Here is a 20,557-nt window from a genome sequence, read left to right as displayed (position 1 = left end):
CAGTGAGTGGACTCTACATGGTCTGGTTTGATATCCACTATATTCATGGCGATCATTTCATGAAAAGCTCGCCCGCGCTTTCATCATTGTCAACGGTAAACGTTGGCTTTGATGAGATAGTCGCTCGCTACCCTGATGCTAAGTCAATCGTTTTGGGCAGTGTGGGGGAGATGCCGGTTTACCGATTAACCCTCACCAGTAAGACGCACCTGATCAGCGGCTTATCTGGAGACATCATCCAACCGTTGTCAGACAAACAAGCCGCCGCCATCGCAATGTCCAGGTCAAGTCGGTCGTATGAGGTCGACAATGTGACCTTGCTGGGTGAAAACGAAGAGGATAGTGCGGTTGGGCAACGAGGACGTCCATTATGGCGAGTTGAATTTAAAGGCGCACTTGCGCCAACATTTTACGTCAGTCAAGACACAGGTACGGTTGAATATATTCGACATGCCCCTTGGCAAGTATTTGATTGGTTATGGCGCCTCCATATTATGGATTACCAAGACGGTGAAGACGTTAGTAATACACTATTAGTGAGCATGACTATCATAGGGCTGTTGGCCGCATTAGCAGGCTTGCTATTGCTGCCTTATTCCTTTTCGTCATCGCGAAAGGCAGCTGACTGAAATGTTCTGGCGGATCATTCACAAATACCTTGCATTGATTGTGTTTTCACAATTAATGGTTTGGCTCGCTACGGGTTTTTTACTCGGACAGGCTGAGCACAGTAAACCGCTCTCCAGAATCGCAAGTGACGCTATTGCAGGAAGTGTATTAACGCAAAACCTAATATCCGTCGAGAACGTCCTTATACGCTCACCCAATGCGCTCTCTATTGAGCTGCTTAGCTTATTGGGAAACCCGACCTATAAGGTTATGACGCACTATGCAAGACATGCCCATGAAAGAGAGTATGAGTTAATAGACGCGATAAAGGGAAATAAAATAGAACTAACAGCGAACGATATCCGTGATCTGGTCAACAATCAGTTCCGGTTAACTTCGCCTATTCAAGATTTGCGCCGTGTTGATCCGCCGATAGAGCATCTACCCAAAGAGCGACAATCGGTTTGGCATGTTCGTTTATCAGACAGAGAAACGACACACATTTATGTCCGAGCATCAACAGGGGAATTAGCCGGCGTCGTCGATAGCAACAGGGAATGGACAAACTTGTTGATGCTATTGCACTTTATGGATTATCAGAACACCGGCTCATTTAATCACTGGTGGATCAAGGCTCTCGCGTTACTGACTGTGCTGTTGAGTATTTCAGGAATTACGTGGCTGGTTAGCCTCGTTAAAAATAAGCAAGTATTCATTGGGTGGTGGTATAGAAAGCAAGACTTAGTGGTACGAAATCAGCAAGGTTACCTCCAAAACGTCGTTGCTAAGGACAATGAATCACTTCTGGATTGCCTACAGCATAACGCCCTTTCTATTGAGTCAGTATGTGGGGGAGGGGGAACATGCGGCCAATGTATTGTGCGTCTTGATCCATCGGCTGCCATTTCAGTTGCAGAACGATACCGCTTATCTCAAGACAGGTTGTTGTCCGGTTATCGTTTAGCTTGTCAGCAAAACACTGATTTGAAAGGCAACGTTCAGCTTGTAGAGTCTCCAAACCCCAAAACAGTATCATGCGAGTTGCTCTCAAACACATTCATTACACCCTTTATCAAAGAATTAAGATTTAAATATCAAGGCAGTGTTCCACTGGATTTTAAGCCTGGCAGTTTTGTTCAATTCACGATTAAAGAAGGTCAATCTTTAGCGTTTCCGAAAGACTTACCGAGACGCTATCAGCCTTATTGGCCGCGTTTTGAATCAGCTACATTTTCCCATCCAAACACTGTCAGGCATTATTCAGTTGCAAACCGAAATGATGGTAGTGGCGTGCTTACATTCAATATAAAAATGCAACCGGCACAATCTAACAACCAAAGACCTGGCATCGGTTCTTTTCACCTTGGTAATTTAAGCATCGGCACGGTGGTTGATATAGTTGCGCCTCGAGGGGGATTTAACTTACTTGATGACCTTGGTGTACGAGAAATTGTGTTGGTCGGTGGGGGCTCGGGTATAGCACCTCTAAAAGCTCTAATCGATGAACTAATATTTGGCTTGCATTCGACACTGCCTATAACCCTCTTTTATGGCGCCAAACACCCTGTTGAATTGGCAAATCATTGCTGGTTAAAAGCGGTTGAAACACAGCATTCCAATTTCTCCTATCAACCTATCGTGTCTAACGCGTCTTCTGTTTGGTATGGACAGGTGGGCCGCGTACAAACGCCGTTGAATGCATTTGTGTCTGCGCACCGTAGCCTCCATCGATGTTTGTTTTTCCTCTGCGGTCCTCCGGCAATGATGAACGATGTAACCCAATTACTATTACGCTACTCCGTCAATGAAAATGCTATACAAATCGATTCATTTTCACCATTTACTACTACTTAAAACTACCGAGGTTTATTTATGAAAACACTATTGTCAACGTTCTTACTGACCGCTCTTTTCTTGAGCACAAGCAGTTATGCTCACACATCGTTGAAAACGTCCATGCCAAAAAACAATGCGATGTTAATGTCATCGCCTCCACAATTGTCCGTTGTTTTTACTGAGCCAGTTCGTTTGGCCAAATTGACGTTAAATTCTCAAAACGGCGAGCCTGTCGACTTTAATTTTTCTCCATCGATGGAGTCTAGCACTTTCTTTAATTACGACTTACCGACGTTATCGCCGGGTAACTATACCGCACAGTGGATGTTACTTGGTGAGGATGGGCACAAAATGGACGGTTCATTTGACTTCATGGTTCACGGAAGCAAGTCCATGCAAGATGACAAAAAAGCCCATAGTCAACACAAAGACCATTAAAGAGGAAGATTAAAATGGCAATTTGGGAAGTATTGATCCTATCCACCAAGCTTACTGTCTATCTAGGACTGTCGGCGCTTTTGGGCGGATTTCTTATCCTTCTTTTAGTGCCATTTAGCCTGGAAAAACAATCTCACGCTCGTCTGCTTCTGCAAGCTCATATTATTAAGTATATGGCTATGTTTGCTTTAGTTGGTGTTTTCGCGACTACGTTGGATTTCTTTTTCCAAGTGGGGTCGCTGTCTCAAACGGGTTTCACAGGCATGTTTGATCCGGTCATGCAACGTATGGTTGCACAATCTACTTTAGGGACTATTGCAATAAGTCGGCTGTGCATATTCATCGTCGGCATTGCTCTTTGTGGATTGTTTTATTGGCAACTCGCTCGCAAAAAAACGCCTCATTTTATCGTGACTCTTCTTGGTGCAATAATTCTTTGGGGGAGCGTTGGATATGTATTCATGCTTTCCGGGCATACCGTGCAACTGGAACGTTCATATGGTTATGCATTAGCTGTGCATGTGATCATCGCGCTAAGCTGGATGGGCGCTCTTTGGCCGTTGTCAGCAGCATGCCTACACCTATCGCCTACACCGCTTTACACTCTGATGCGGCAATTTGGTCATCTTGCTATAGGACTGGTGAGCCTGCTGATCCTTGCCGGCACTCTGCTAGCATGGGAGCTAGTTGGTTCTGTAGGTAATTTATTCAATCAAATCTATGGACAAAGCCTGCTGTTAAAGCTGGGCTTTGTCAATGCGATCCTGCTGCTTGCCGCATGGCATAAATTAAAATTAACGCCCAAGCTTTTAACGCACAGTAACGCAGCGATAGACATGCGCCGTTCGATTCAAATTGAAATGCTCATTGGACTATGCATTTTTCTGATCACCGTTGCTTTGACTACTGTTCTTGGTCCTCAATCTTAACTTTGGATTTATATGAAAATTAATTACGTTTTAACGACTGTTTTATCTATTGCGCTGCTTTCATTTAGTACGTTTGCCCATGAGCCACCCAAATCAATAGAGCGCTCTGCAACTCACTTCAGTGGTTTGGATACTGCAGCGGGTCGCAGTGTGCTCGCTTATCACGAAGCATTATCTAATGGCCAAGCGGATGACGTCATGAGTGCATTGACATCCGAAGTCATTATTTTAGAGGGATCGCGAATAGAACGCAGTGCCGAAGAATATCGGCAACATCATTTACACGCTGATATGCGATTTTCTGCGGCTGTCAAAACCACAACAATTGAACATCATGTTCGCGTTTATGGGGATACGGCGGTCTCAATTGCCAGAAGCCACACCCTTGGCACATACAAAGGTAAACAAATTGATAAGCAAGGAAATGAAACACTGGTACTTAACCTTATCAATGGTCATTGGAAAATAAGTCATATCCATTGGTCCCATTAACACTTTAATTTATAGGAAAACTTTAAATGACGTTACTTATACGAATCTCACTCGTCCTGATGTTAAGCACAACTACACTGGGCGTCTTTGCATCACAGGCAGATGAAGACAAAGCGACGATTGAAGAAATTATCATTGCTATTGAAAACGGTTGGGAGTCGGGCCAAGGACGGCCTTTTTATGAACACTATCTCGACCATAAAGGTGCTCGATACATTGAATCAGGCGGCCAAAACACAGGATTAAGTGATCTCGTCGAAAATCATGTGGAGCCAGAGAAAGAAGTACTCAAACGCCTCACCATCGATATATTGGATATGGATATTACAATTGATGACGATATGGCATGGGCGATTACGACCGTAAATGTGTCTGGTGAAGTAAGAAAAACTGGCTCAACATTTGACAAAAAGGGCTACCAAACGTACTTGTTTAAACGAACGAGTAATGGATGGAAAGTCATACATTCACATTCGTCTACCCGCGATAAAAAGCCCCACAAGCATCATTAAGCGACGTCAGTATGCCCATCACTCGCAACGTTACCCTAGACATCATGCGCACGGTCGCCATTGTATTAATGGTGATCTTTCACTTCGCGTATGACTTGCGGTTCTTTGGCTGGGTAGATTGGAGTGTGCCAAATGGTCCTGGCTGGAAACAATTTCGGTATGTCATTTTATCACTCTTTTTCTTAAGTGTGGGTGCATCATTGGTGTTCGCTCATCACCAACGCGTGGATTTGAAATCCTTTGCGAAGCGAATAATGTGGATAGTGGTATGGGCATGCGTTATATCACTATTTACTTATTGGTTTTTCAATAGTCATTGGATATTTTTTGGTGTTTTACACTTTATCGCCGTGGCCAGTGTACTATGCCTTCCCTTCGCACGTTATCCAGTCATGGCTTGTTTTATTGGGATAGGGATTATTACACTGTTCTTAACGAATGTGGTTACAAGTAAATGGCCGTTTAACTTATGGGAATTGGGGCTGCCGTCATCACCCAACGATTATGTTGCACTATTTCCTTGGGTTGGCGTTGTATTGCTGGGCATTGGCGTTGGCCATATGTTTATTAAGGGTATAGATCCCTGTGCTTCACTGAAATTATCAACTAAAATCACGTTTTTAGGACGTCACAGTCTTGCTGTGTATGTGTTACATCAACCTCTGTTTTTTGTAACATTAGGCAGCGTGTATTGGCTTTCGCATTCGGTTATGTGAGTCTAAGTTGAAGATGAGACAATGATAATAAGGGACCTTTGACAAAAGTAGAGCGTTGTTTGTTTTACAAGTAGTCTCGGCGTTTCTAGCACTTGTATATCAGTAATAGTGTGGGTTCATCCAAGCAATAACCGCAGAAATAACGGCAGCTAGGATGGCTGTTAATGTTAATACTGTGTTGGCCAAATTGCGTGTCGCTTCATTATATAACGTTTTCACCGCATCAATATCTTGTTCAATACGCGCAAGTCGACGATTAACTTCTGCATTGGAAAGCGTAGCATTTTCCAATAGTCGTAAATCTCGATTAATCTCATCAACCTGTTTTTTAAGGCCAACTAATCCGCGATAGAAGTCTGCGTGAACATAGTCATCGGTATCGGCAAAGCAAATGGTGGGAAGAAGTAGAGTAAAAACTAACATCCATTTAAACACTGTATATATCCTAATTACTGCAACTGACGGTTGATCGCCATAGCGCTTGAGTAAGTATTACACCAGCTTAACGGTTTATTGTAAATCCCGCTGCAAAGAGCCTGCAAACCTAAGTTGAGGGTCGTATTTCTTTTTTAAAGCAATCAAACGCTCTACATGGTGACCGAAATAACTGGTCAATGGACAGTCGTTGCCCATGTCATAATTTTGGTAGGCATGGCCATTAAAAAATGGGGATAATCGTTCATAGGTTTGATTAACCCAGTCTATAACCTTGGTATTGTCTTGATCGGGCAGAGTCACACCCGTGATGCTACATACAAATGAGGCATCGCGATGAATAAATGCGGTTTCATGGGTCTCGATATCCTGGATCGCGCCACATAACGGATCGAGCATAATGCCCGCTGCGTTGTCTGGGCAAGACTGATAGCATTGCAAAAGCGCATCAATAAACTGTTCCGTAAGTTCACCTTCAATGATCCCATTGCGCCAATAAAGTGCGTGCCCTTGTTCATATTCATTTGACTGGCACTCTATGTATTGTTTATGCGTAACAGAGATATCGGCATCCGTTTCCCATTTTGCTATGTTATTTAGGTTGGAGTCAGGGTCTTCACTAAACCCCATAATTGATATTTTTGCATTTTGTAACGCTGAACGAGCGATGTATGCATATAAGAATTGCGTTCTCGGCCCCTGCAGTACAGCATCGCTGTATTGCTTTAAAATAGGCTTTGCCTTTTGAATTGGCCATTCAATGATACCTCCTTGAACATAAGCTGGAGCCGGGTGCAGCCTAAATGTTATGTGGGTGATAACGCCAAATTGAGAGCCGCCACTGCCGCGTAGTGCCCAAAAAAGATCAGAGTGTTCCAAAGTGTTTATAACTCTTTGCTGACCATCTGCTGTGATCAGATTAAACGCCAAGACATTGTCGCAACTTAACCCATGTTTGCGTGACAAAAAACCGATCCCGCCGCCTAACGTTGCTCCTACAACACCGACATCCGGGCAGGTGCCTAATGGGATCACTTTCTTATATTTCGATAAGAACAGATCCAAATTATGATTTTTCACACCCGCGCCCACTCTTACTGACTGACCAACTGCGCAAAGTTCTATACTTTGAAAGGCAGACATATCAAGGACAATGCCACCGTCAATAACGGCCGCACCCGTTACCCCATGGCCGCCGCCTTTAACTGATATTTGTAAATTAAGGCGATTGGCATAGTCAATTGTATTAATGATATCGACGTCTGACTCAGGCACGACTATCGCATATGGAAAATGTGAAATGGCTCGATTAAAAACATGACGCCGCGCTGAATAGCCTGTACTTCCAACGTCCCAGACACTGCCGCTTAACTTGTTTCGCAACGACAGTAAGTCAGATTCAGTTGGCTTCGTTGAAATAGTTTTATTGGTATCAATTGGGTTGAGCGGCGCTTCGTCAATGCTTTGCAATAAATCCCAATTTGTTCTGCTAAATGTCTTTGGGTCTATACGATTTAACAATTGCCAAAGGTATTGTGCAACAAGGCGCGGCGGTAGTAGCTTGTTCTCTTCATGTAAGCCTCTTAAAAAGGCCGACATCGGCAGTACATCGCTTGGCACTTGCCGGATTTTTTTTTGCATCGCTGTATCAACATTTCCGGGAGCTGCGGTGGCAAAAACAGCTACATCTTCATTAACTTCTTGTCTAAAACAACTACACACCATATTTAAAGCCGTTTTACTCACACAGTATGCTGATGCGCCTTTCACTGCACTAACGGGTTGCTCGCTTGTCAAATACAGTACGCGGCTATGTTTAAACTTATCCAGGCACAGTTGTGTTATCAAAAAGGGGATATCGCAGTTGATTCTTTGTGCCGTGCGCCATTCTTTGTAGCCTATTGATTGAATAGGTTTAAGCGGTGTGACAATACCTGCACAATGCACTAAGTAATCAATCTGTTCGTATTGGCTAAGCGTTTCTTGAATTTCAATCGTTGCCGCTTCGTTATTAAAATCAACGTGTTCTATGATGAGGCGGGGTTCAAATTTTTCATTGAACGCTCCTAGTTCTGAGCTATCACGACACAGTGCAACAACAAGCATATTTGGATCCCTTGATAAGAATTCATTAGTCAATGCTAATCCAATCCCTGATCCTGCACCGGTAATTACCGCAATTTTGTGTTTCGTCATTTCTTATTATCCGCTCACCCAATTAAAAATTGCATCTGGTATTCAGCATATGCCGCTGCAAAGTAGCTATGAGGAGACCTGTTGACGCAGCTTGAGCATAGATAATTTTGAACCAAGGATAAATAAATCGATGATTTGATTACGGAAATGTAATGATTCTGTAATCCGATTGTCGTGAAGGATTGATCTAAATCAATTACATCTATCGTGTGATTTATAGGATGGATTTCATCAAAAGCAAAGGATAAATCGGGTGCAAAAAATTACGATAGCACTAATCTGCAATGCCACAAATGCCTATAACAGATGAAGAGCTTGAGGTTTTGGCCGAATTTTTATCGCCCAAATAGCACCTTGACCTGAGTCTAAGACATAGGATTAAGGTGACAAGTCGTCTATTTCAAACCTAAACCGCTCATGTGAGCACAATTAAAGGAAAAATTATGAAAACATTAACGTCATTATTACTGGCCAGCGCCCTTGTCGCTGCGCCAATTGCGACTTCTTACGCGCATCAACACACTGATAAATCTGACATGCCGATGATGGACAGTCAGATGATGAAGAAAATGCAAACACATATGGAAGAAATGCAAGCAGTTTTAGATGAAGTAAAAAGTGAATCTGATCCTGAAAAGCGCGAAGCCATGTTGCATGAGCATGCCCAAAAGATGCAAGACATGATGGGCATGATGGAAGGCAAAGATTCGATGGGAATGAAAGATGGAAAAGGAATGAAAGGCGGCATGGGCATGAAGCATAAACACAGTGATATGTCGACTGATGACAAAATGAAAATGATGGAACAGCGTATGGCCATGATGGAAGACATGATGGGGCAAATGATGGGACATACGGCTGAAAAAGCGAAGCCAATACACAAGCATAAAAAGAACTAATCAATGCGTTATGAGGCAGGAAAAGCGACTGCCTCTTTTCTTTTAATAATCGCGGGAGTTTTACATGAACAAATTAATCAAGCTTTTATCAATTGCAATCTTGTCTGTTGGGCTACTAGGGGGCTGTGCAAGCCAGATATACCATGACTACATCATGAGTGGGCAGGTTGTTACCGTCGATGATAAACAAGTAGTGGTGTGTGTCTCTGACACCGATGGTCTCAAAGAACATCAAGTCTTTAATGTCTATCGCACCGTTTTTGATGCGACAGCAATTTCTGAAGGGGAAGACGGCTATTCGCGCGAGTTCGTGGGCAAAATTCGATTAGGTAAAACGAAGGATGAGCATTTTGCAGAGGCTATTGTACTTGATGGCGAACTTGCACGTTATGACATGGTCGAGTTTGATCGTGGGTTTTAGTGGATATTTTAAATAGGAGCATGCCGTTGTGAAGACTAGAGAGTGTCACCAAACCTACCGTTTAGCGGCTATTGTGAGTCTGGTATTATCTAGTGTCTTATTCACAACAGCTTGCTCAGCGAGAACACAACAAACTAGTTCAAAAGAAAAACCTAAAGAAACACAATCTTCAGACACTGCGCCCGAGTTAGCACCGGCTGACTTTGCAAAGATCCAATCAGCTTTGCGCTCATTAGACAACTCACTGGCAGCGCAATCAAAAAGCAATACCGGCGTTAAACAGAGCGATACCAGCCCTCAACTCAACGAATCATCTACGCCCCCCCAAGCGACGAGCAAGATGAAGATGGGCATGGGAAAAGGGAAAAAGAAGATGACAATGAACGGAAAGTCTTGCATGGGGATGATGTGCAAGATGATGATGAAAAATAATTCGATGATGGGTATGCCTCCTAAACCCAATACGCCCGCGACATCCCCATCCCCATCTGGCGTTACCTTACCCGGTGCAAGTGGGGCGCTTCATCTATACCACGTTGGTGAACAAGCATTTTTCTTGAATTACAAAGAAACACTTGAGTTAACTGATGGTCAGTATCAAACGCTGTTAACAATCCAAACTGAGTGGGAGTCGACCCAAAAAAGCATTGCCCAGCAGCGCTCCACTTTAGAGGCATCGTTGTGGGAGTTCACGGCTAAAGGGTTACCCCAATACGACAACATAAAAGACACCATTAGCGAAATAGAGGCCTTAAACAGCGCCTTACGTTTGCAATTTATTACCTCCGTAGGGAAAGCAGTTGCGGTATTGACATCATCACAAGTAGGCAAGATAAATGCACTTTGGCTAGCCGAACAAGAGGCTGGTCAATGAAAAACGCTTTATCACAAGGGACAGTTTTCTTCCGTTATGTTGTCATCGTAAACGTTGTGTTATTGCTAGCAATGACGCGCCCCTACGCGCAGCAACAAACTGAGGACAGTGAGCACGCCAGTCATCATCCTGAAGAAACGAATGAATCCCTTGTCGGGGTAAGCACAGACGCTCTGCCGTTAGCTACTCAAGGTAAGGGGCCGCCGGGCAATGCCATGATGGGCCCCGGTATGGCAAAAGGGATGGACAAAATGATGGAGAAAATGGGGGCACCCAAGCCCAAAGATCTCTATCCGACATTAATGCGGATGCATTCAACCACCCCCGAACAAAGAGAAATTGTATTACGAAAAGCCACCGCGCGCATGCAACAAGGAAGTACACAACTCGCGACAGGTTTTGATTGGCTTGCCCGTGCCGTTGCCGCTGATGACTTTACCCAAATGCAAGTGGCTGTCGAGACCGTTAAAGAGGGGATCGCGCATTTTGATAGTGGCCTTGCGGCGAAACGTGCCATACAAGACGGCCAAGAGCCCAGGAGAGTGGCATTAACCTGGTTCAAGTCGCAAATGAATCTGCTGCCCAGTGCGCCTGCAAACGATACTTCAACCCTATTTGGTATGACGCCGTTTCATACCGCAGTGATGCTTGTTTTACTCTTGTTTACCGTCGTTATGGTGTATGTCTATGGGTTCAAAATGCGCCGAGCTGCGGCATTGCTAGCGCAGCTTAAATCCACTGAAACCGCAAGCGGTCCCGCATCAACTCACAAAGCAGCAGCTAACGATATACCGATAACGACACCTATCCCTCAGAAAGACTCAGCTTCTGCGCCTACGAGAGAGTCAGCATTGGCTTTACCCACTGCGGCGCCGCGCAAAGGCGTGTTTACTGGCGATGTGGTGGTAACTGGAATTTTTAATGAAACTCATGATGTCAAAACGTTTCGACTAGCCAGCCCTGATGGACACACCATCCCATTTAGTTTCGAACCAGGTCAATTTGTGACGTTTACATTGACTATTGATGGTGTGGCAAAGCCAGTGAAGCGCTCGTATACCATCGCATCCTCACCCACTGAGCACCATTACTTTGAAGTCACCATCAAACGCGAGGAATTCGGTGTTGTTTCTCGTCATATGCATGACGCCGTAAATGTGGGAGATACGCTTTCGATTAAAGCGCCAGGCGGTAAATTTTACTTCAATGGTCAAGCTGCAAACAGTGTTGTACTGATTTCAGGTGGCGTAGGGATCACGCCAATGATGAGCGCGGTCCGCTACTTAACGACGACCTGCTGGGACGGCGATATTTATTTTCTGTTTTGTACGCGCACGTCTAACGATTTTATTTTTGAGCAGGAATTAAAATACCTACAAGCGCGTCACCCTAGGTTAAAAGTGCTCGTTAGTATGACACAGGCAAAGGGCACAACCTGGATGGGGCCTCAGGGGCGTTTTTCATCAGCATTGATAAACGAATTTGTGCCGGATATTGCATCAAAGACTGCACACATTTGTGGACCACCGGCAATGATGGATGCAACCAAGGATATGTTATCTGAATTGGGTATGCCTGAAGCGCATATTAAAACAGAAGCTTTCGGTGGCGCGAGTCCGAAGAAAACGGCCGCTAAACCCGAGGTCGCACCAAACACACCAGTAAACAACACGCGACAAGTGCGCTTTAGTCTATCAAATGCTCAGGCACAAGCCGGTCCAGATGAAACTGTTTTGGACGTCGCTGATGGACTTGATGTGGATATTGAGAATTCATGTCGGGCGGGCTCTTGTGGCAGTTGTAAGGTGAAACTGTTACGAGGCGACGTTGATATGGAGGTTGATGACGGGTTGGAGCCAGAGGATAAGGTCAGTGGGTATATTTTAGCGTGCCAAGCCATCCCAAAATCTGATGTGGAGGTGGAAGCATAGTGAATACGCAAGAGCGCACCATTGTAGGTAGTTTGGTTGTCCTAATGATCCTGCTTTGGCTCGGATTTGTCTGGCATAGGGACCCCACATTTCCTGGTAGTTTTACCGGATTTGGCGTCGGGTTAACCGCGTCGATATTAATGTTAATCCCATTGGTTTATATGATCATTAAACGCAGCAAAGCGCTTAAGAAAGTTGTGACGAAGCATATTGCTATGCCAACGCTACTGCGTATTCACATCTATGCTGGTGTGTTAGGCCCCATTCTTGCGCTGATCCATAGCGCCCATCGTTTTGATAGTGCGACGGGGATCTCGCTTGTCATCTTTATGATGGTCGTTGTGATCAGTGGGTTTGTTGGTCGATATGTACTCGGCCTTATTTCATCAAATGTTAAAGAGAAAAAGCGCCAAGTAAACGAACTACATGTTTCGCTTTCTTACGCTAAGCAATCATTGAAAGACGCGGTGTGCGAAGTACGGTATTCGACGTTTACCCAAACATCCGCAAGGCATATTCCGTACATCGCCTTGAACGTGCCCACTTCAGAACAAAGTAAGTTATTCAAACAAGAGAGTAAGATCCTAGCCATTATCGATGCGATTTCAGATGTTGAATACAGCATTCTTATTCACGACACCGCGAAGATTTGGTTTGCGCGTTGGTTGAAATTCCATATCGTGATTTCGATGACACTCTATGTCGTACTGTTTTTTCACATTTTCAGTGAAGTGTACTTTGGGCTTCGATGGTTATGATGAAGTGGACAATAACCATACTTGGCTTAGTCGCTGCGGGCGTTGGCTTAAGCCACTTTATTCACACGCCAGAAGATCTTGCACAAATTCCATGGGAACAAGTGGTTGAACCAGGTTCGCTGAGTCAGGCACATGCCTTTTTGGCTGATGATTGCTTGAGTTGTCACACGCCGGTAGAAGGCGTGGAGCGTGACAAGTGTGTAGCGTGTCACGCAAATGATAAGCATATCGTCGCGCGACAACCCACTGCATTTCATGGTGACATTAAAGAATGTGCGAGTTGCCATGTTGAGCATCAAGGTGAGAATGCCAATATTTCAATAATGAGCCATATTGCGTTGGTCGATATTGGTTTCAATATGCTCCCCAATCCAAACGTACCGTTTGACGAAGGGGCGGCCACCATGTCTTTTCTGGAAAACATTCTCGCGAATAAGCAAACACCCGACCCTTTGTTTGTGCACTCTGAGGTCAGCGACAAAGAAGCATTGTTAAATTGTTCACAGTGCCATAGCAACGATGATCGCCATTTTAAGTTGTTTGGGGAAGATTGCGTGCAGTGTCACAGTACAATTAAGTGGTCACTGCCGACGTTTATTCATCCTTCGAGTCAATCTCGCGATTGTAATCAATGTCATGAGGCGCCGCCCAGTCACTATATGCAACATTTTAAAATGATTTCCGCCAAAGTGGCTGGCGAGCCTAAAGCCAAAGTGGAGGCGTGTTACGCCTGTCATCAATCGACTTCCTGGAACGATATTAAACGTGCCGGCTGGTATAAGCATCATTAAGTGGGAGAAACCGTGATCACAAATTCCATTGCGCTGGCGACCTCACTGATAGTAGCAATAGTATTGTTTCTGCCTCGCCTACGACAATCTGTCCAATGGCGAGCAACAGTCACCCCGTTGGCTTCAATAATTGGCAGTGGCTTTTTGATCATTGCACCACTGCTGCATTCGGTGATGGGCAAATGGGCGCTGCTGGGCATTATTCTGTTGTCCATTCTGGCATATACGTTGGGTTCGGTCATTCGCTTCAATATACGTCACGCAGAGCCTGAGCTTGCTCGCAATCCCCACGGCAGTATCGCAACGCTTGAGAAAGCCAGTCAATGGGCACTTGGCGCTGCCTATGCGATTTCCGTGGCGTTTTACATTAGCTTGTTTGCCGCATTTGTCTTTGACCGCTTGGCTATCGCTGATACAACACTCATTAAATTGTTTACCAGTGGGCTGCTTGTCATCATTATGCTGGTCGCTTGGCTTCGCGGTGCGAGAGGGCTAGAGACCATCGAGCTATTCGCGGTAACCATTAAGTTGGCGATTATTGTGGGTGTGCTTGTCGCGCTGGCAACCTACGACATACAAGTCCAAAGTGCGTGGTTTAAACACGAAGCGATACAATCCCTCAGCCATTTTGAAACCCTTAGTATGCTCGCGGGTATGCTCATGGTTACGCAAGGGTTTGAGACAACGCGCTTCATGGGCAGTAACTACAATGCAGAGCAGCGCATTAAAGCAGGGCGATATGCCCAGTGGATTGCCATTTTTCTTTACGCTGTGTTTATTGGTTTAACCTGTCCCATATTTCTCGATTTTCCGATAACCGAACTGAATGAAACCACCATTAGTTATACCCTGGGTCAAGCCATTTGGGTATTGCCCATATTATTGTTAGTGGCAGCGACAGCAAGTCAGTTAAGCGCCGCATTGGCCGATACTATCGGTGGCGGAGGACTGCTAAAAGAACTCTTCCACTTACCCATATCTCCTCAGTTTTACTATGTTCTGGTTATCGCGATTGCGGGCATATTAGTTTGGTCATCTAACGTATTTGAAATTATTAATCTCGCTTCTAAGGGGTTTGCACTTTATTACCTCATACAAACACTCATTGCGTTCAGACTCGTATTGCAGCGTCGCAAAGAACAACGCTTAACATCGCTAAAAGTATTCAGTCTTAGTGTGATTGTTGTTTCTTTATCCTTTGTGATTGGCTGGTCAATTCCAGCGCCTCACAGTTAACGCAGGAAAGATACAGATGCAATCACCTAAAACACATATGCCAGTAGACGTCGTCCAGAACAAGGGTAAGCAGTACACCATTATTGGTGTAGGAAACCTTTTGCAGCGAGATGATGGCGTGGGTGTGCATGCCGTTCGTGCCTTACAACCCTTTTTTGAGGACTGTTCAAATGTGTCGTGCATTGATGCTGGAACGCTAAGCTATGAATTGTTGGAATGGGTAGCAAGTTCAGATCACACCATAATCATCGATGCAGCCTACATGCGCGCCCTTCCTGGCACCGTAAAAGTATTCGAAGATGATGAAATTGCGCATCAGTTCAAACATGCGACGGCCCATTCCGTTCACCAAATAACCTTACGCGATACGTTATTAACGAGCCAAACACTCTACTCCAAACCGACTAAGGTGACGTTAATTGGGGTAGAGCCTGACGTAATCGAGTGGGGGACAGCCTTGAGCCCAAAAGTAAGCTTGGCGCTCTCATCCATCCTTGAAATTACACTTGCTCGTTTATCCGTAGATGGGATGCAGGCCTATGACCCAATGACAAAAAAGGAGGCACGATGACCGAAGAACTTATTTTCATGACATCAAATACTGAGAATACGGGCAATGTCACACCGCTTTTACATCAGATACGTCATGCGTTGTCCCAATTAATTGAACGGCAAGAGGACACTACAATTGACTTGCGACGATTGCCATTGAGCGCTGGCGAAGAATCTCAGTTGGAAGCGTTTCTTGGCCATGGCGAGGTGAAAGCGGATATTCAGGCTCTTGGTGACACGGTGCTAATTGAGTCTCGATTTACTGGCGTCTGGCTTGAAACGCATTACAACGAAGAAGCTGAGATCATGGGGAAATATGTGCATATCTGCCGCTGCCCACCGCTAATTAAATCACAGCCAGAAGATATGGTGTTATCGCTCAATCAAATAGTGTCAGAGATTCAATCATTGTCACATACATCGACTGACGACACGGCTAAGGAGGATTAATATGTCTCTACCCACATTAAACAAGCAGTTGCAAGCGTCGGGTATATCAAGACGCACGTTTCTTAAGTTTTGCGCAACGACAGCCTCTTTGCTCGCATTACCGCAAAGTGCGGTCGCCGAACTCGCCAATGCTCTTGGCAATGCGAAAAGACCCTCTGTCATTTGGTTGCCCTTCCAAGAGTGTACCGGGTGTACCGAGGCGATATTACGCTCTCATGCGCCCACCTTGGAAAGCCTTATATTCGATCACATTTCGTTGGACTATCAACATACGATAATGGCTGCCGCTGGTGAGCAAGCAGAGGAGGCACGACGCGCGGCGATGCAAGAGCACAAAGGACAATATTTGTTGTTGGTTGACGGTTCAGTTCCAATGGGTAATCCAGGTTACTCCACTATCAGTGGAATGAGCAATGTCGACATGTTGCGTGAATCGGCCAAAGACGCGGCGGGTATCATAGCAATTGGTACCTGCGCATCGTTTGGCGGGATCCCCAAAGCCAACCCCAACCCGACGGGGGCAGTGGCAGTCAGCGATATCATCACGGATAAACCAATTGTCAATATTTCAGGGTGTCCTCCTCTGCCTATCGCGATCACAGCAGTCTTGGTTCACTACTTAACATTTAAGCGCTTTCCCGATCTGGATGCACTCCAACGACCACTCGCCTTTTTTGGTGAAACTATTCACGATCGCTGTTATCGACGTCCGTTTTTTGAACAGCGCAAATTTGCAAAATCGTTTGATGATGAGGGCGCTAAAAAGGGTTGGTGTTTGTTCGAGCTGGGGTGCAAGGGACCCGAAACCTTTAATGCGTGTGCAACGGTGAAGTGGAACCAAGGCACCAGTTTTCCGATTGAATCCGGTCACCCTTGTCTTGGCTGCTCTGAGCCCGACTTCTGGGATAAAGGCAGCTTTTACCAAGCCTTATTTCCATGGGAACGGTACAAATCCAAACCTGGCAAAGGCGGACAGCAGCACGCTGGGAAACACTCATAATATTAAAGGCAAGGCGCATGGAAAATACATCAAATGAAAACCGGTTAGTCGTCGATCCCATCACTCGGATCGAAGGCCATCTTCGCATAGAAGCCGAAATGGAAGGGAATACTATTAAACAGGCGTATTCGTCGGGTACGTCTGTACGAGGAATTGAACTCATTTTGCAAGGCAGAGATCCCCGTGATGCTTGGGCGTTTGCTCAACGTATCTGTGGCGTGTGCACATTGGTGCATGGTATGGCATCTGTTCGCGCAGTTGAGGATGCTATCAGAAAAGCGTGGCGTACAAACGCCAACTTGGGCGTGGCTATTGGCAAACCTGCTATGACTTCCATGCCAAAAGGACCGATGCAACATGGTAAAAAAGGCAAAGGGCACCCACATTCACGCACATCGATAAGCACATTGAGTGAAGCCCAGATGGCGATCCCCCAAAATGCACAATTGATCAGAAACATCATGATTGGCACCCAGTATGTGCATGATCATGTAATGCATTTTTATCACTTGCATGCCTTAGATTGGGTTGACGTAGTTTCTGCTTTAGATGCTGACCCAGCTAAAACATCAACGCTTGCCGGTCAACTCAGCGATTATCCGCGCTCATCTCCGGGTTATTTCAAGGACATGAAGCAAAAAGTTAAAACACTTGTTGAGTCGGGACAACTGGGAATATTTAGTAATGCGTATTGGGGGCATCCTGGTTACAAGCTGCCACCTGAAGTAAATTTAATGGCGCTGGCACATTATTTAGATGCATTAACTTGGCAGCGAGAGGTCGTCAAAGTTCACACCATATTTGGTGGGAAAAACCCTCACCCCAATTTTGTTGTCGGCGGTGTGCCGTCACCCATTAATCTCAATGCATCAACGGGAATCAATACACGTCGACTAGTGCAATTGCAAGATGCGATAACCCAAATGAAAACGTTTGTTGATCAAGTGTATTACCCAGATATCTTGGCCATCGCGGGCTATTACAAAGAGTGGGGGACACGAGGAGAGGGACTCGGTAACTTTCTCACTTATGGGGACTTACCCACGACCTCGATGGATGATCCCGCATCATTTTTATTTCCCAGAGGCGCCATACTCGGCCGAGACTTGAGTAAAGTGCATGATGTTGACTTAGATGATCCAACTGAAATTCAAGAATTCGTCTCTTCCTCTTGGTATCGCTATAGCGGCGGAAATACAAGCGGTTTGCATCCTTTCGAAGGGCAAACGACCCTCGAATACACCGGCCCAACCCCCCCTTACCAGCACCTCAATACCCATGCTGAATATTCATGGCTAAAAAGTCCGCGCTGGAAAGGCCACTCCATGGAGGTGGGGCCGTTGGCGCGTGTGTTAATGATGTATGCAAAAAAAGATGCAGCAGCACAAGACATCGTTAACCGCTCTCTTTCTATCCTGGACTTAGCGCCCTCGGCACTTTTTTCCACGTTGGGGAGAACCCTTGCCCGAGCAGTTGAAACCAAAATCGTTGTTAACCAGCTTCAGGGTTGGTATGACCAATTGCTTGATAATATCTCCAGAGGCGATACCGATACGTTCAATCCTTTGTATTTTGATCCGGCAAATTGGCCAGTTAAAGGGCAAGGCGTTGGGGTTATGGAAGCGCCTCGCGGTGCACTAGGGCATTGGTTGGTCATGCAAAATGGCAAAATTGAAAATTACCAATGTGTTGTGCCCACTACATGGAACGCAGGCCCCCGAGATCCTAATTCGCAGCCAGGTGCTTATGAAGCCGCACTGCAAGATAAACACACGCTGCATGATACTGACCAACCTTTAGAAATTTTGCGAACACTTCATAGTTTTGATCCGTGCCTTGCCTGTGCCGTGCACGTAATGGATGAAACAGGTAAAGAGCGTCTGCGTCTGAAGGTTCGTTAACCATAGTTGAGGAAATATTATGAAACGTCAAAAAATGACTAAGCAATCTGCTACCCCTCTAATCGTATTGTTCTACTCGGTATTAGGCTCACCAGTGAGCTATGCGCACCCTGGCCATCAACACGATCATTCCATACTGCTGGGCTCGTTGTTATTCATCACGGGGTTATGTGCGCTTGGGCTGTTTGTCTACAGAGCCAGAACAAATGGCGCCACAGTGCGGGAAAGTCAGTAATGTGCCTTGCTGTTCCAATGAAAATCACCGCAATAAAACGCTTTAATGCGACGTGCGAAGCCAAAGGAGTCTCCCGCGAAGTCAGTTTGCATCTGTTACACGGGACGGATGTCAAGGTGGGTGACTATGTCATGGTGCATGTAGGTTACGCCCTGCAGGTGATCACTTATCAAGAAGCACAAGTGACGTGGGAGTTACTTGACCAGGTCATTGCTTACGATGCATGAAATGAGTCTTTGTTATAGCTTACTCGACACGATTGCCGTTCACCAGCGAGCCAACATGGACAAACGCGTCGGTATTGTTCACGTCAAAGTTGGACCACTTTCAGGCGTTGAGCCGGACTTGCTGCATCATGCGTTCTTGTCGTGCAGGACTCATACCATTGGCGATCAGGCAACGCTTAAAATTGACACCAGCGCTATTAAAGTGCGCTGTAAATTGTGCGGCGAACAAAGTTATGCAGTTGTAAACCGGATTATATGTGCTAGCTGCGGATCTTGGCATACAGAACTCATTCAAGGCGATGAATTTGTTTTACAGCGAATTGAATTCATCCCGTCCGAAATATCAACCGAACCAAAGGAAAGACAATATGTGCGGTAATTGTGGGTGTGAAACACCTAGGAAAATCGAAAAGCCTATTCAGCAAAAGACAAACGTCGTTGAGGTTCATGCGAATCTAAAAAGTAGCAATGATACCCAAGCGATCACAAATCGTGCGTTGTTTGATGCACATGATGTGATGGTGATTAATTTGATGTCATCGCCAGGCAGCGGAAAAACTCGGTTGCTGGAAGAAACGATCACTGCGCTCAAATCACAATACAACATGGCGGTGATTGAGGGCGATCTCGAAACTGAAAATGATGCTAACAGGATTAGGCGTCATGGTGTGCAGGCTGAGCAAATTGCGACAGGGCAAGGGTGCCATTTGGACGCTAATATGGTGTTTAAGGTACTCGGGAAATTTAACCTCGAAAAGCTAGACGTTTTGTTTATTGAAAACGTTGGCAATTTAATTTGTCCCGCATGTTTTGATTTAGGGCAGCACTTGAATGTGATCTTGTTGTCGGTACCAGAAGGCGACGATAAACCCGAAAAGTACCCCGTTATGTTTCGTGCCGCAGATGTCATGCTGATTTCAAAGACCGACTACTTGCAGTTCCACGACGAATTCAATGTGGCGCGTGCGATCCAGTCATTTCGTAAAGTGGGCAATAACGCCCCTGTTATAGAAGTGTCTTCAACGCAAAGTAACCAGCTTGAGGCATGGTTTGCTTACTTTATAGAAACCATTAATGCTCGTGACTCTCGCTCATTACAAGAACGGGGAGCTTAAGAGT

Annotated in this window: 24 protein-coding genes; 22 read left to right on the top strand and 2 right to left on the bottom strand. The window is 45.4% G+C overall.

Annotated elements, in window-relative coordinates; translation table 11 throughout:
• Positions 1-17: 17 nt before the first annotated feature.
• The 7 genes from JKP77_RS06700 to JKP77_RS06670 are packed head-to-tail and all read left to right on the top strand — an operon-like array spanning position 18 to position 5,532.
• Positions 18-629 (top strand): peptidase, encoded by a 612-nt coding sequence (locus JKP77_RS06700; RefSeq protein ID WP_231401117.1) that lies wholly within the window; start codon positions 18-20, stop codon positions 627-629.
• A gap of 1 nt (position 630) precedes the next feature.
• Positions 631-2,463 carry a 2Fe-2S iron-sulfur cluster-binding protein gene (locus JKP77_RS06695; protein WP_218310417.1) on the top strand — a complete coding sequence of 611 codons (1,833 nt, stop codon included), beginning with the start codon at positions 631-633 and terminating at the stop codon, positions 2,461-2,463.
• 18 nt (positions 2,464-2,481) lie between these two features.
• Positions 2,482-2,883, top strand: coding sequence for a copper resistance CopC family protein (locus JKP77_RS06690; RefSeq protein WP_071978933.1), 402 nt, complete (start codon positions 2,482-2,484; stop codon positions 2,881-2,883).
• A gap of 14 nt (positions 2,884-2,897) precedes the next feature.
• Positions 2,898-3,812, top strand: a complete 915-nt coding sequence (locus JKP77_RS06685) for a copper resistance D family protein (RefSeq protein WP_139758058.1) — start codon at positions 2,898-2,900, stop codon at positions 3,810-3,812.
• 12 nt (positions 3,813-3,824) lie between these two features.
• Positions 3,825-4,304 carry a YybH family protein gene (locus JKP77_RS06680; protein ID WP_117316848.1) on the top strand — a complete coding sequence of 160 codons (480 nt, stop codon included), beginning with the start codon at positions 3,825-3,827 and terminating at the stop codon, positions 4,302-4,304.
• A 26-nt stretch (positions 4,305-4,330) separates the two neighbouring features.
• Entirely contained in the window at positions 4,331-4,816 is a 486-nt protein-coding gene (locus JKP77_RS06675; protein ID WP_117316847.1) for a nuclear transport factor 2 family protein, read from the top strand.
• Positions 4,817-4,827: 11 nt separating this feature from the next.
• Complete coding sequence (locus tag JKP77_RS06670) at positions 4,828-5,532, top strand: acetyltransferase domain-containing protein (protein ID WP_117316845.1); 705 nt, start codon at positions 4,828-4,830, stop codon at positions 5,530-5,532.
• 99 nt (positions 5,533-5,631) lie between these two features.
• Here JKP77_RS06670 and JKP77_RS06665 read toward each other — a convergent pair whose 3' ends face one another.
• On the bottom strand, positions 5,632-5,967 hold the full coding sequence (locus JKP77_RS06665; RefSeq protein WP_338024843.1) for a hypothetical protein: 336 nt from the start codon (positions 5,965-5,967) through the stop codon (positions 5,632-5,634).
• A 75-nt stretch (positions 5,968-6,042) separates the two neighbouring features.
• A complete protein-coding gene (locus JKP77_RS06660; protein WP_117316843.1) occupies positions 6,043-8,163 on the bottom strand; it encodes an SDR family NAD(P)-dependent oxidoreductase in 2,121 nt (706 codons plus the stop codon).
• A 443-nt stretch (positions 8,164-8,606) separates the two neighbouring features.
• Here JKP77_RS06660 and JKP77_RS06655 point away from each other — a divergent pair, with 443 nt between their 5' ends.
• The 15 genes from JKP77_RS06655 to hypB all read left to right on the top strand — a co-directional run bounded on the left by JKP77_RS06655 (position 8,607) and on the right by hypB (position 20,553).
• Positions 8,607-9,062, top strand: coding sequence for a hypothetical protein (locus tag JKP77_RS06655; protein ID WP_139758059.1), 456 nt, complete (start codon positions 8,607-8,609; stop codon positions 9,060-9,062).
• Between the two features lie 64 nt (positions 9,063-9,126).
• A complete protein-coding gene (locus tag JKP77_RS06650) occupies positions 9,127-9,483 on the top strand; it encodes a hypothetical protein (RefSeq protein ID WP_218310416.1) in 357 nt (118 codons plus the stop codon).
• A gap of 28 nt (positions 9,484-9,511) precedes the next feature.
• Complete coding sequence (locus JKP77_RS06645) at positions 9,512-10,357, top strand: hypothetical protein (RefSeq protein WP_218310415.1); 846 nt, start codon at positions 9,512-9,514, stop codon at positions 10,355-10,357.
• Entirely contained in the window at positions 10,354-12,288 is a 1,935-nt protein-coding gene (locus tag JKP77_RS06640; RefSeq protein ID WP_218310414.1) for a 2Fe-2S iron-sulfur cluster-binding protein, read from the top strand. Before JKP77_RS06645 ends, JKP77_RS06640 begins: the two co-directional genes overlap by 4 nt.
• Positions 12,288-13,046 (top strand): hypothetical protein, encoded by a 759-nt coding sequence (locus JKP77_RS06635; RefSeq protein ID WP_218310413.1) that lies wholly within the window; start codon positions 12,288-12,290, stop codon positions 13,044-13,046. Before JKP77_RS06640 ends, JKP77_RS06635 begins: the two co-directional genes overlap by 1 nt.
• On the top strand, positions 13,043-13,837 hold the full coding sequence (locus tag JKP77_RS06630; RefSeq protein ID WP_218310412.1) for a cytochrome c3 family protein: 795 nt from the start codon (positions 13,043-13,045) through the stop codon (positions 13,835-13,837). The genes JKP77_RS06635 and JKP77_RS06630 overlap by 4 nt, the downstream gene beginning before the upstream one ends.
• A gap of 12 nt (positions 13,838-13,849) precedes the next feature.
• Positions 13,850-15,073, top strand: coding sequence for a hypothetical protein (locus JKP77_RS06625; protein WP_218310411.1), 1,224 nt, complete (start codon positions 13,850-13,852; stop codon positions 15,071-15,073).
• Between the two features lie 16 nt (positions 15,074-15,089).
• The gene (locus tag JKP77_RS06620; protein ID WP_218310410.1) at positions 15,090-15,644 is read left to right on the top strand and encodes a HyaD/HybD family hydrogenase maturation endopeptidase; all 555 of its coding nucleotides are present in this window, start codon (positions 15,090-15,092) and stop codon (positions 15,642-15,644) included.
• Positions 15,641-16,075 carry a hydrogenase expression/formation C-terminal domain-containing protein gene (locus JKP77_RS06615; RefSeq protein WP_218310409.1) on the top strand — a complete coding sequence of 145 codons (435 nt, stop codon included), beginning with the start codon at positions 15,641-15,643 and terminating at the stop codon, positions 16,073-16,075. Before JKP77_RS06620 ends, JKP77_RS06615 begins: the two co-directional genes overlap by 4 nt.
• 1 nt (position 16,076) lies before the next feature.
• Positions 16,077-17,075, top strand: a complete 999-nt coding sequence (locus JKP77_RS06610) for a hydrogenase small subunit (RefSeq protein WP_218310408.1) — start codon at positions 16,077-16,079, stop codon at positions 17,073-17,075.
• A 17-nt stretch (positions 17,076-17,092) separates the two neighbouring features.
• On the top strand, positions 17,093-18,976 hold the full coding sequence (locus JKP77_RS06605; RefSeq protein WP_218310407.1) for a nickel-dependent hydrogenase large subunit: 1,884 nt from the start codon (positions 17,093-17,095) through the stop codon (positions 18,974-18,976).
• Between the two features lie 19 nt (positions 18,977-18,995).
• The gene (locus JKP77_RS06600; protein ID WP_218310406.1) at positions 18,996-19,211 is read left to right on the top strand and encodes a hypothetical protein; all 216 of its coding nucleotides are present in this window, start codon (positions 18,996-18,998) and stop codon (positions 19,209-19,211) included.
• Positions 19,211-19,438 carry a HypC/HybG/HupF family hydrogenase formation chaperone gene (locus JKP77_RS06595; protein WP_218310405.1) on the top strand — a complete coding sequence of 76 codons (228 nt, stop codon included), beginning with the start codon at positions 19,211-19,213 and terminating at the stop codon, positions 19,436-19,438. Before JKP77_RS06600 ends, JKP77_RS06595 begins: the two co-directional genes overlap by 1 nt.
• The gene (locus JKP77_RS06590) at positions 19,431-19,817 is read left to right on the top strand and encodes a hydrogenase maturation nickel metallochaperone HypA/HybF (protein ID WP_218310404.1); all 387 of its coding nucleotides are present in this window, start codon (positions 19,431-19,433) and stop codon (positions 19,815-19,817) included. Before JKP77_RS06595 ends, JKP77_RS06590 begins: the two co-directional genes overlap by 8 nt.
• On the top strand, positions 19,807-20,553 hold the full coding sequence (gene hypB, locus JKP77_RS06585) for a hydrogenase nickel incorporation protein HypB (RefSeq protein WP_218310403.1): 747 nt from the start codon (positions 19,807-19,809) through the stop codon (positions 20,551-20,553). Before JKP77_RS06590 ends, hypB begins: the two co-directional genes overlap by 11 nt.
• Positions 20,554-20,557: the final 4 nt, after the last annotated feature.

Source organism: Alteromonas antoniana (assembly GCF_019249295.1).
In the GTDB taxonomy this organism is placed as follows: Bacteria; Pseudomonadota; Gammaproteobacteria; order Enterobacterales; family Alteromonadaceae; genus Alteromonas; species Alteromonas antoniana.
This window is presented reverse-complemented; position numbering and strand designations above follow the sequence as displayed.

What these genes read in the sequence shown, in the direction of transcription:
- JKP77_RS06700 (WP_231401117.1), top strand. Translation starts at nt 18, where the DNA reads ATGGTCTGGTTTGATATCCACTATATTCATGGCGATCATTTCATGAAA.
- JKP77_RS06650 (WP_218310416.1), top strand. Translation starts at nt 9,127, where the DNA reads ATGAACAAATTAATCAAGCTTTTATCAATTGCAATCTTGTCTGTTGGG.
- JKP77_RS06590 (WP_218310404.1), top strand. Translation starts at nt 19,431, where the DNA reads ATGCATGAAATGAGTCTTTGTTATAGCTTACTCGACACGATTGCCGTT.
- JKP77_RS06695 (WP_218310417.1), top strand. Translation starts at nt 631, where the DNA reads ATGTTCTGGCGGATCATTCACAAATACCTTGCATTGATTGTGTTTTCA.
- JKP77_RS06600 (WP_218310406.1), top strand. Translation starts at nt 18,996, where the DNA reads ATGAAACGTCAAAAAATGACTAAGCAATCTGCTACCCCTCTAATCGTA.
- JKP77_RS06605 (WP_218310407.1), top strand. Translation starts at nt 17,093, where the DNA reads ATGGAAAATACATCAAATGAAAACCGGTTAGTCGTCGATCCCATCACT.
- JKP77_RS06655 (WP_139758059.1), top strand. Translation starts at nt 8,607, where the DNA reads ATGAAAACATTAACGTCATTATTACTGGCCAGCGCCCTTGTCGCTGCG.
- JKP77_RS06680 (WP_117316848.1), top strand. Translation starts at nt 3,825, where the DNA reads ATGAAAATTAATTACGTTTTAACGACTGTTTTATCTATTGCGCTGCTT.
- hypB (WP_218310403.1), top strand. Translation starts at nt 19,807, where the DNA reads ATGTGCGGTAATTGTGGGTGTGAAACACCTAGGAAAATCGAAAAGCCT.
- JKP77_RS06615 (WP_218310409.1), top strand. Translation starts at nt 15,641, where the DNA reads ATGACCGAAGAACTTATTTTCATGACATCAAATACTGAGAATACGGGC.
- JKP77_RS06670 (WP_117316845.1), top strand. Translation starts at nt 4,828, where the DNA reads ATGCCCATCACTCGCAACGTTACCCTAGACATCATGCGCACGGTCGCC.
- JKP77_RS06675 (WP_117316847.1), top strand. Translation starts at nt 4,331, where the DNA reads ATGACGTTACTTATACGAATCTCACTCGTCCTGATGTTAAGCACAACT.
- JKP77_RS06660 (WP_117316843.1), bottom strand. Translation starts at nt 8,163, where the DNA reads ATGACGAAACACAAAATTGCGGTAATTACCGGTGCAGGATCAGGGATT.
- JKP77_RS06685 (WP_139758058.1), top strand. Translation starts at nt 2,898, where the DNA reads ATGGCAATTTGGGAAGTATTGATCCTATCCACCAAGCTTACTGTCTAT.
- JKP77_RS06630 (WP_218310412.1), top strand. Translation starts at nt 13,043, where the DNA reads ATGATGAAGTGGACAATAACCATACTTGGCTTAGTCGCTGCGGGCGTT.
- JKP77_RS06640 (WP_218310414.1), top strand. Translation starts at nt 10,354, where the DNA reads ATGAAAAACGCTTTATCACAAGGGACAGTTTTCTTCCGTTATGTTGTC.
- JKP77_RS06595 (WP_218310405.1), top strand. Translation starts at nt 19,211, where the DNA reads ATGTGCCTTGCTGTTCCAATGAAAATCACCGCAATAAAACGCTTTAAT.
- JKP77_RS06610 (WP_218310408.1), top strand. Translation starts at nt 16,077, where the DNA reads ATGTCTCTACCCACATTAAACAAGCAGTTGCAAGCGTCGGGTATATCA.
- JKP77_RS06690 (WP_071978933.1), top strand. Translation starts at nt 2,482, where the DNA reads ATGAAAACACTATTGTCAACGTTCTTACTGACCGCTCTTTTCTTGAGC.
- JKP77_RS06620 (WP_218310410.1), top strand. Translation starts at nt 15,090, where the DNA reads ATGCAATCACCTAAAACACATATGCCAGTAGACGTCGTCCAGAACAAG.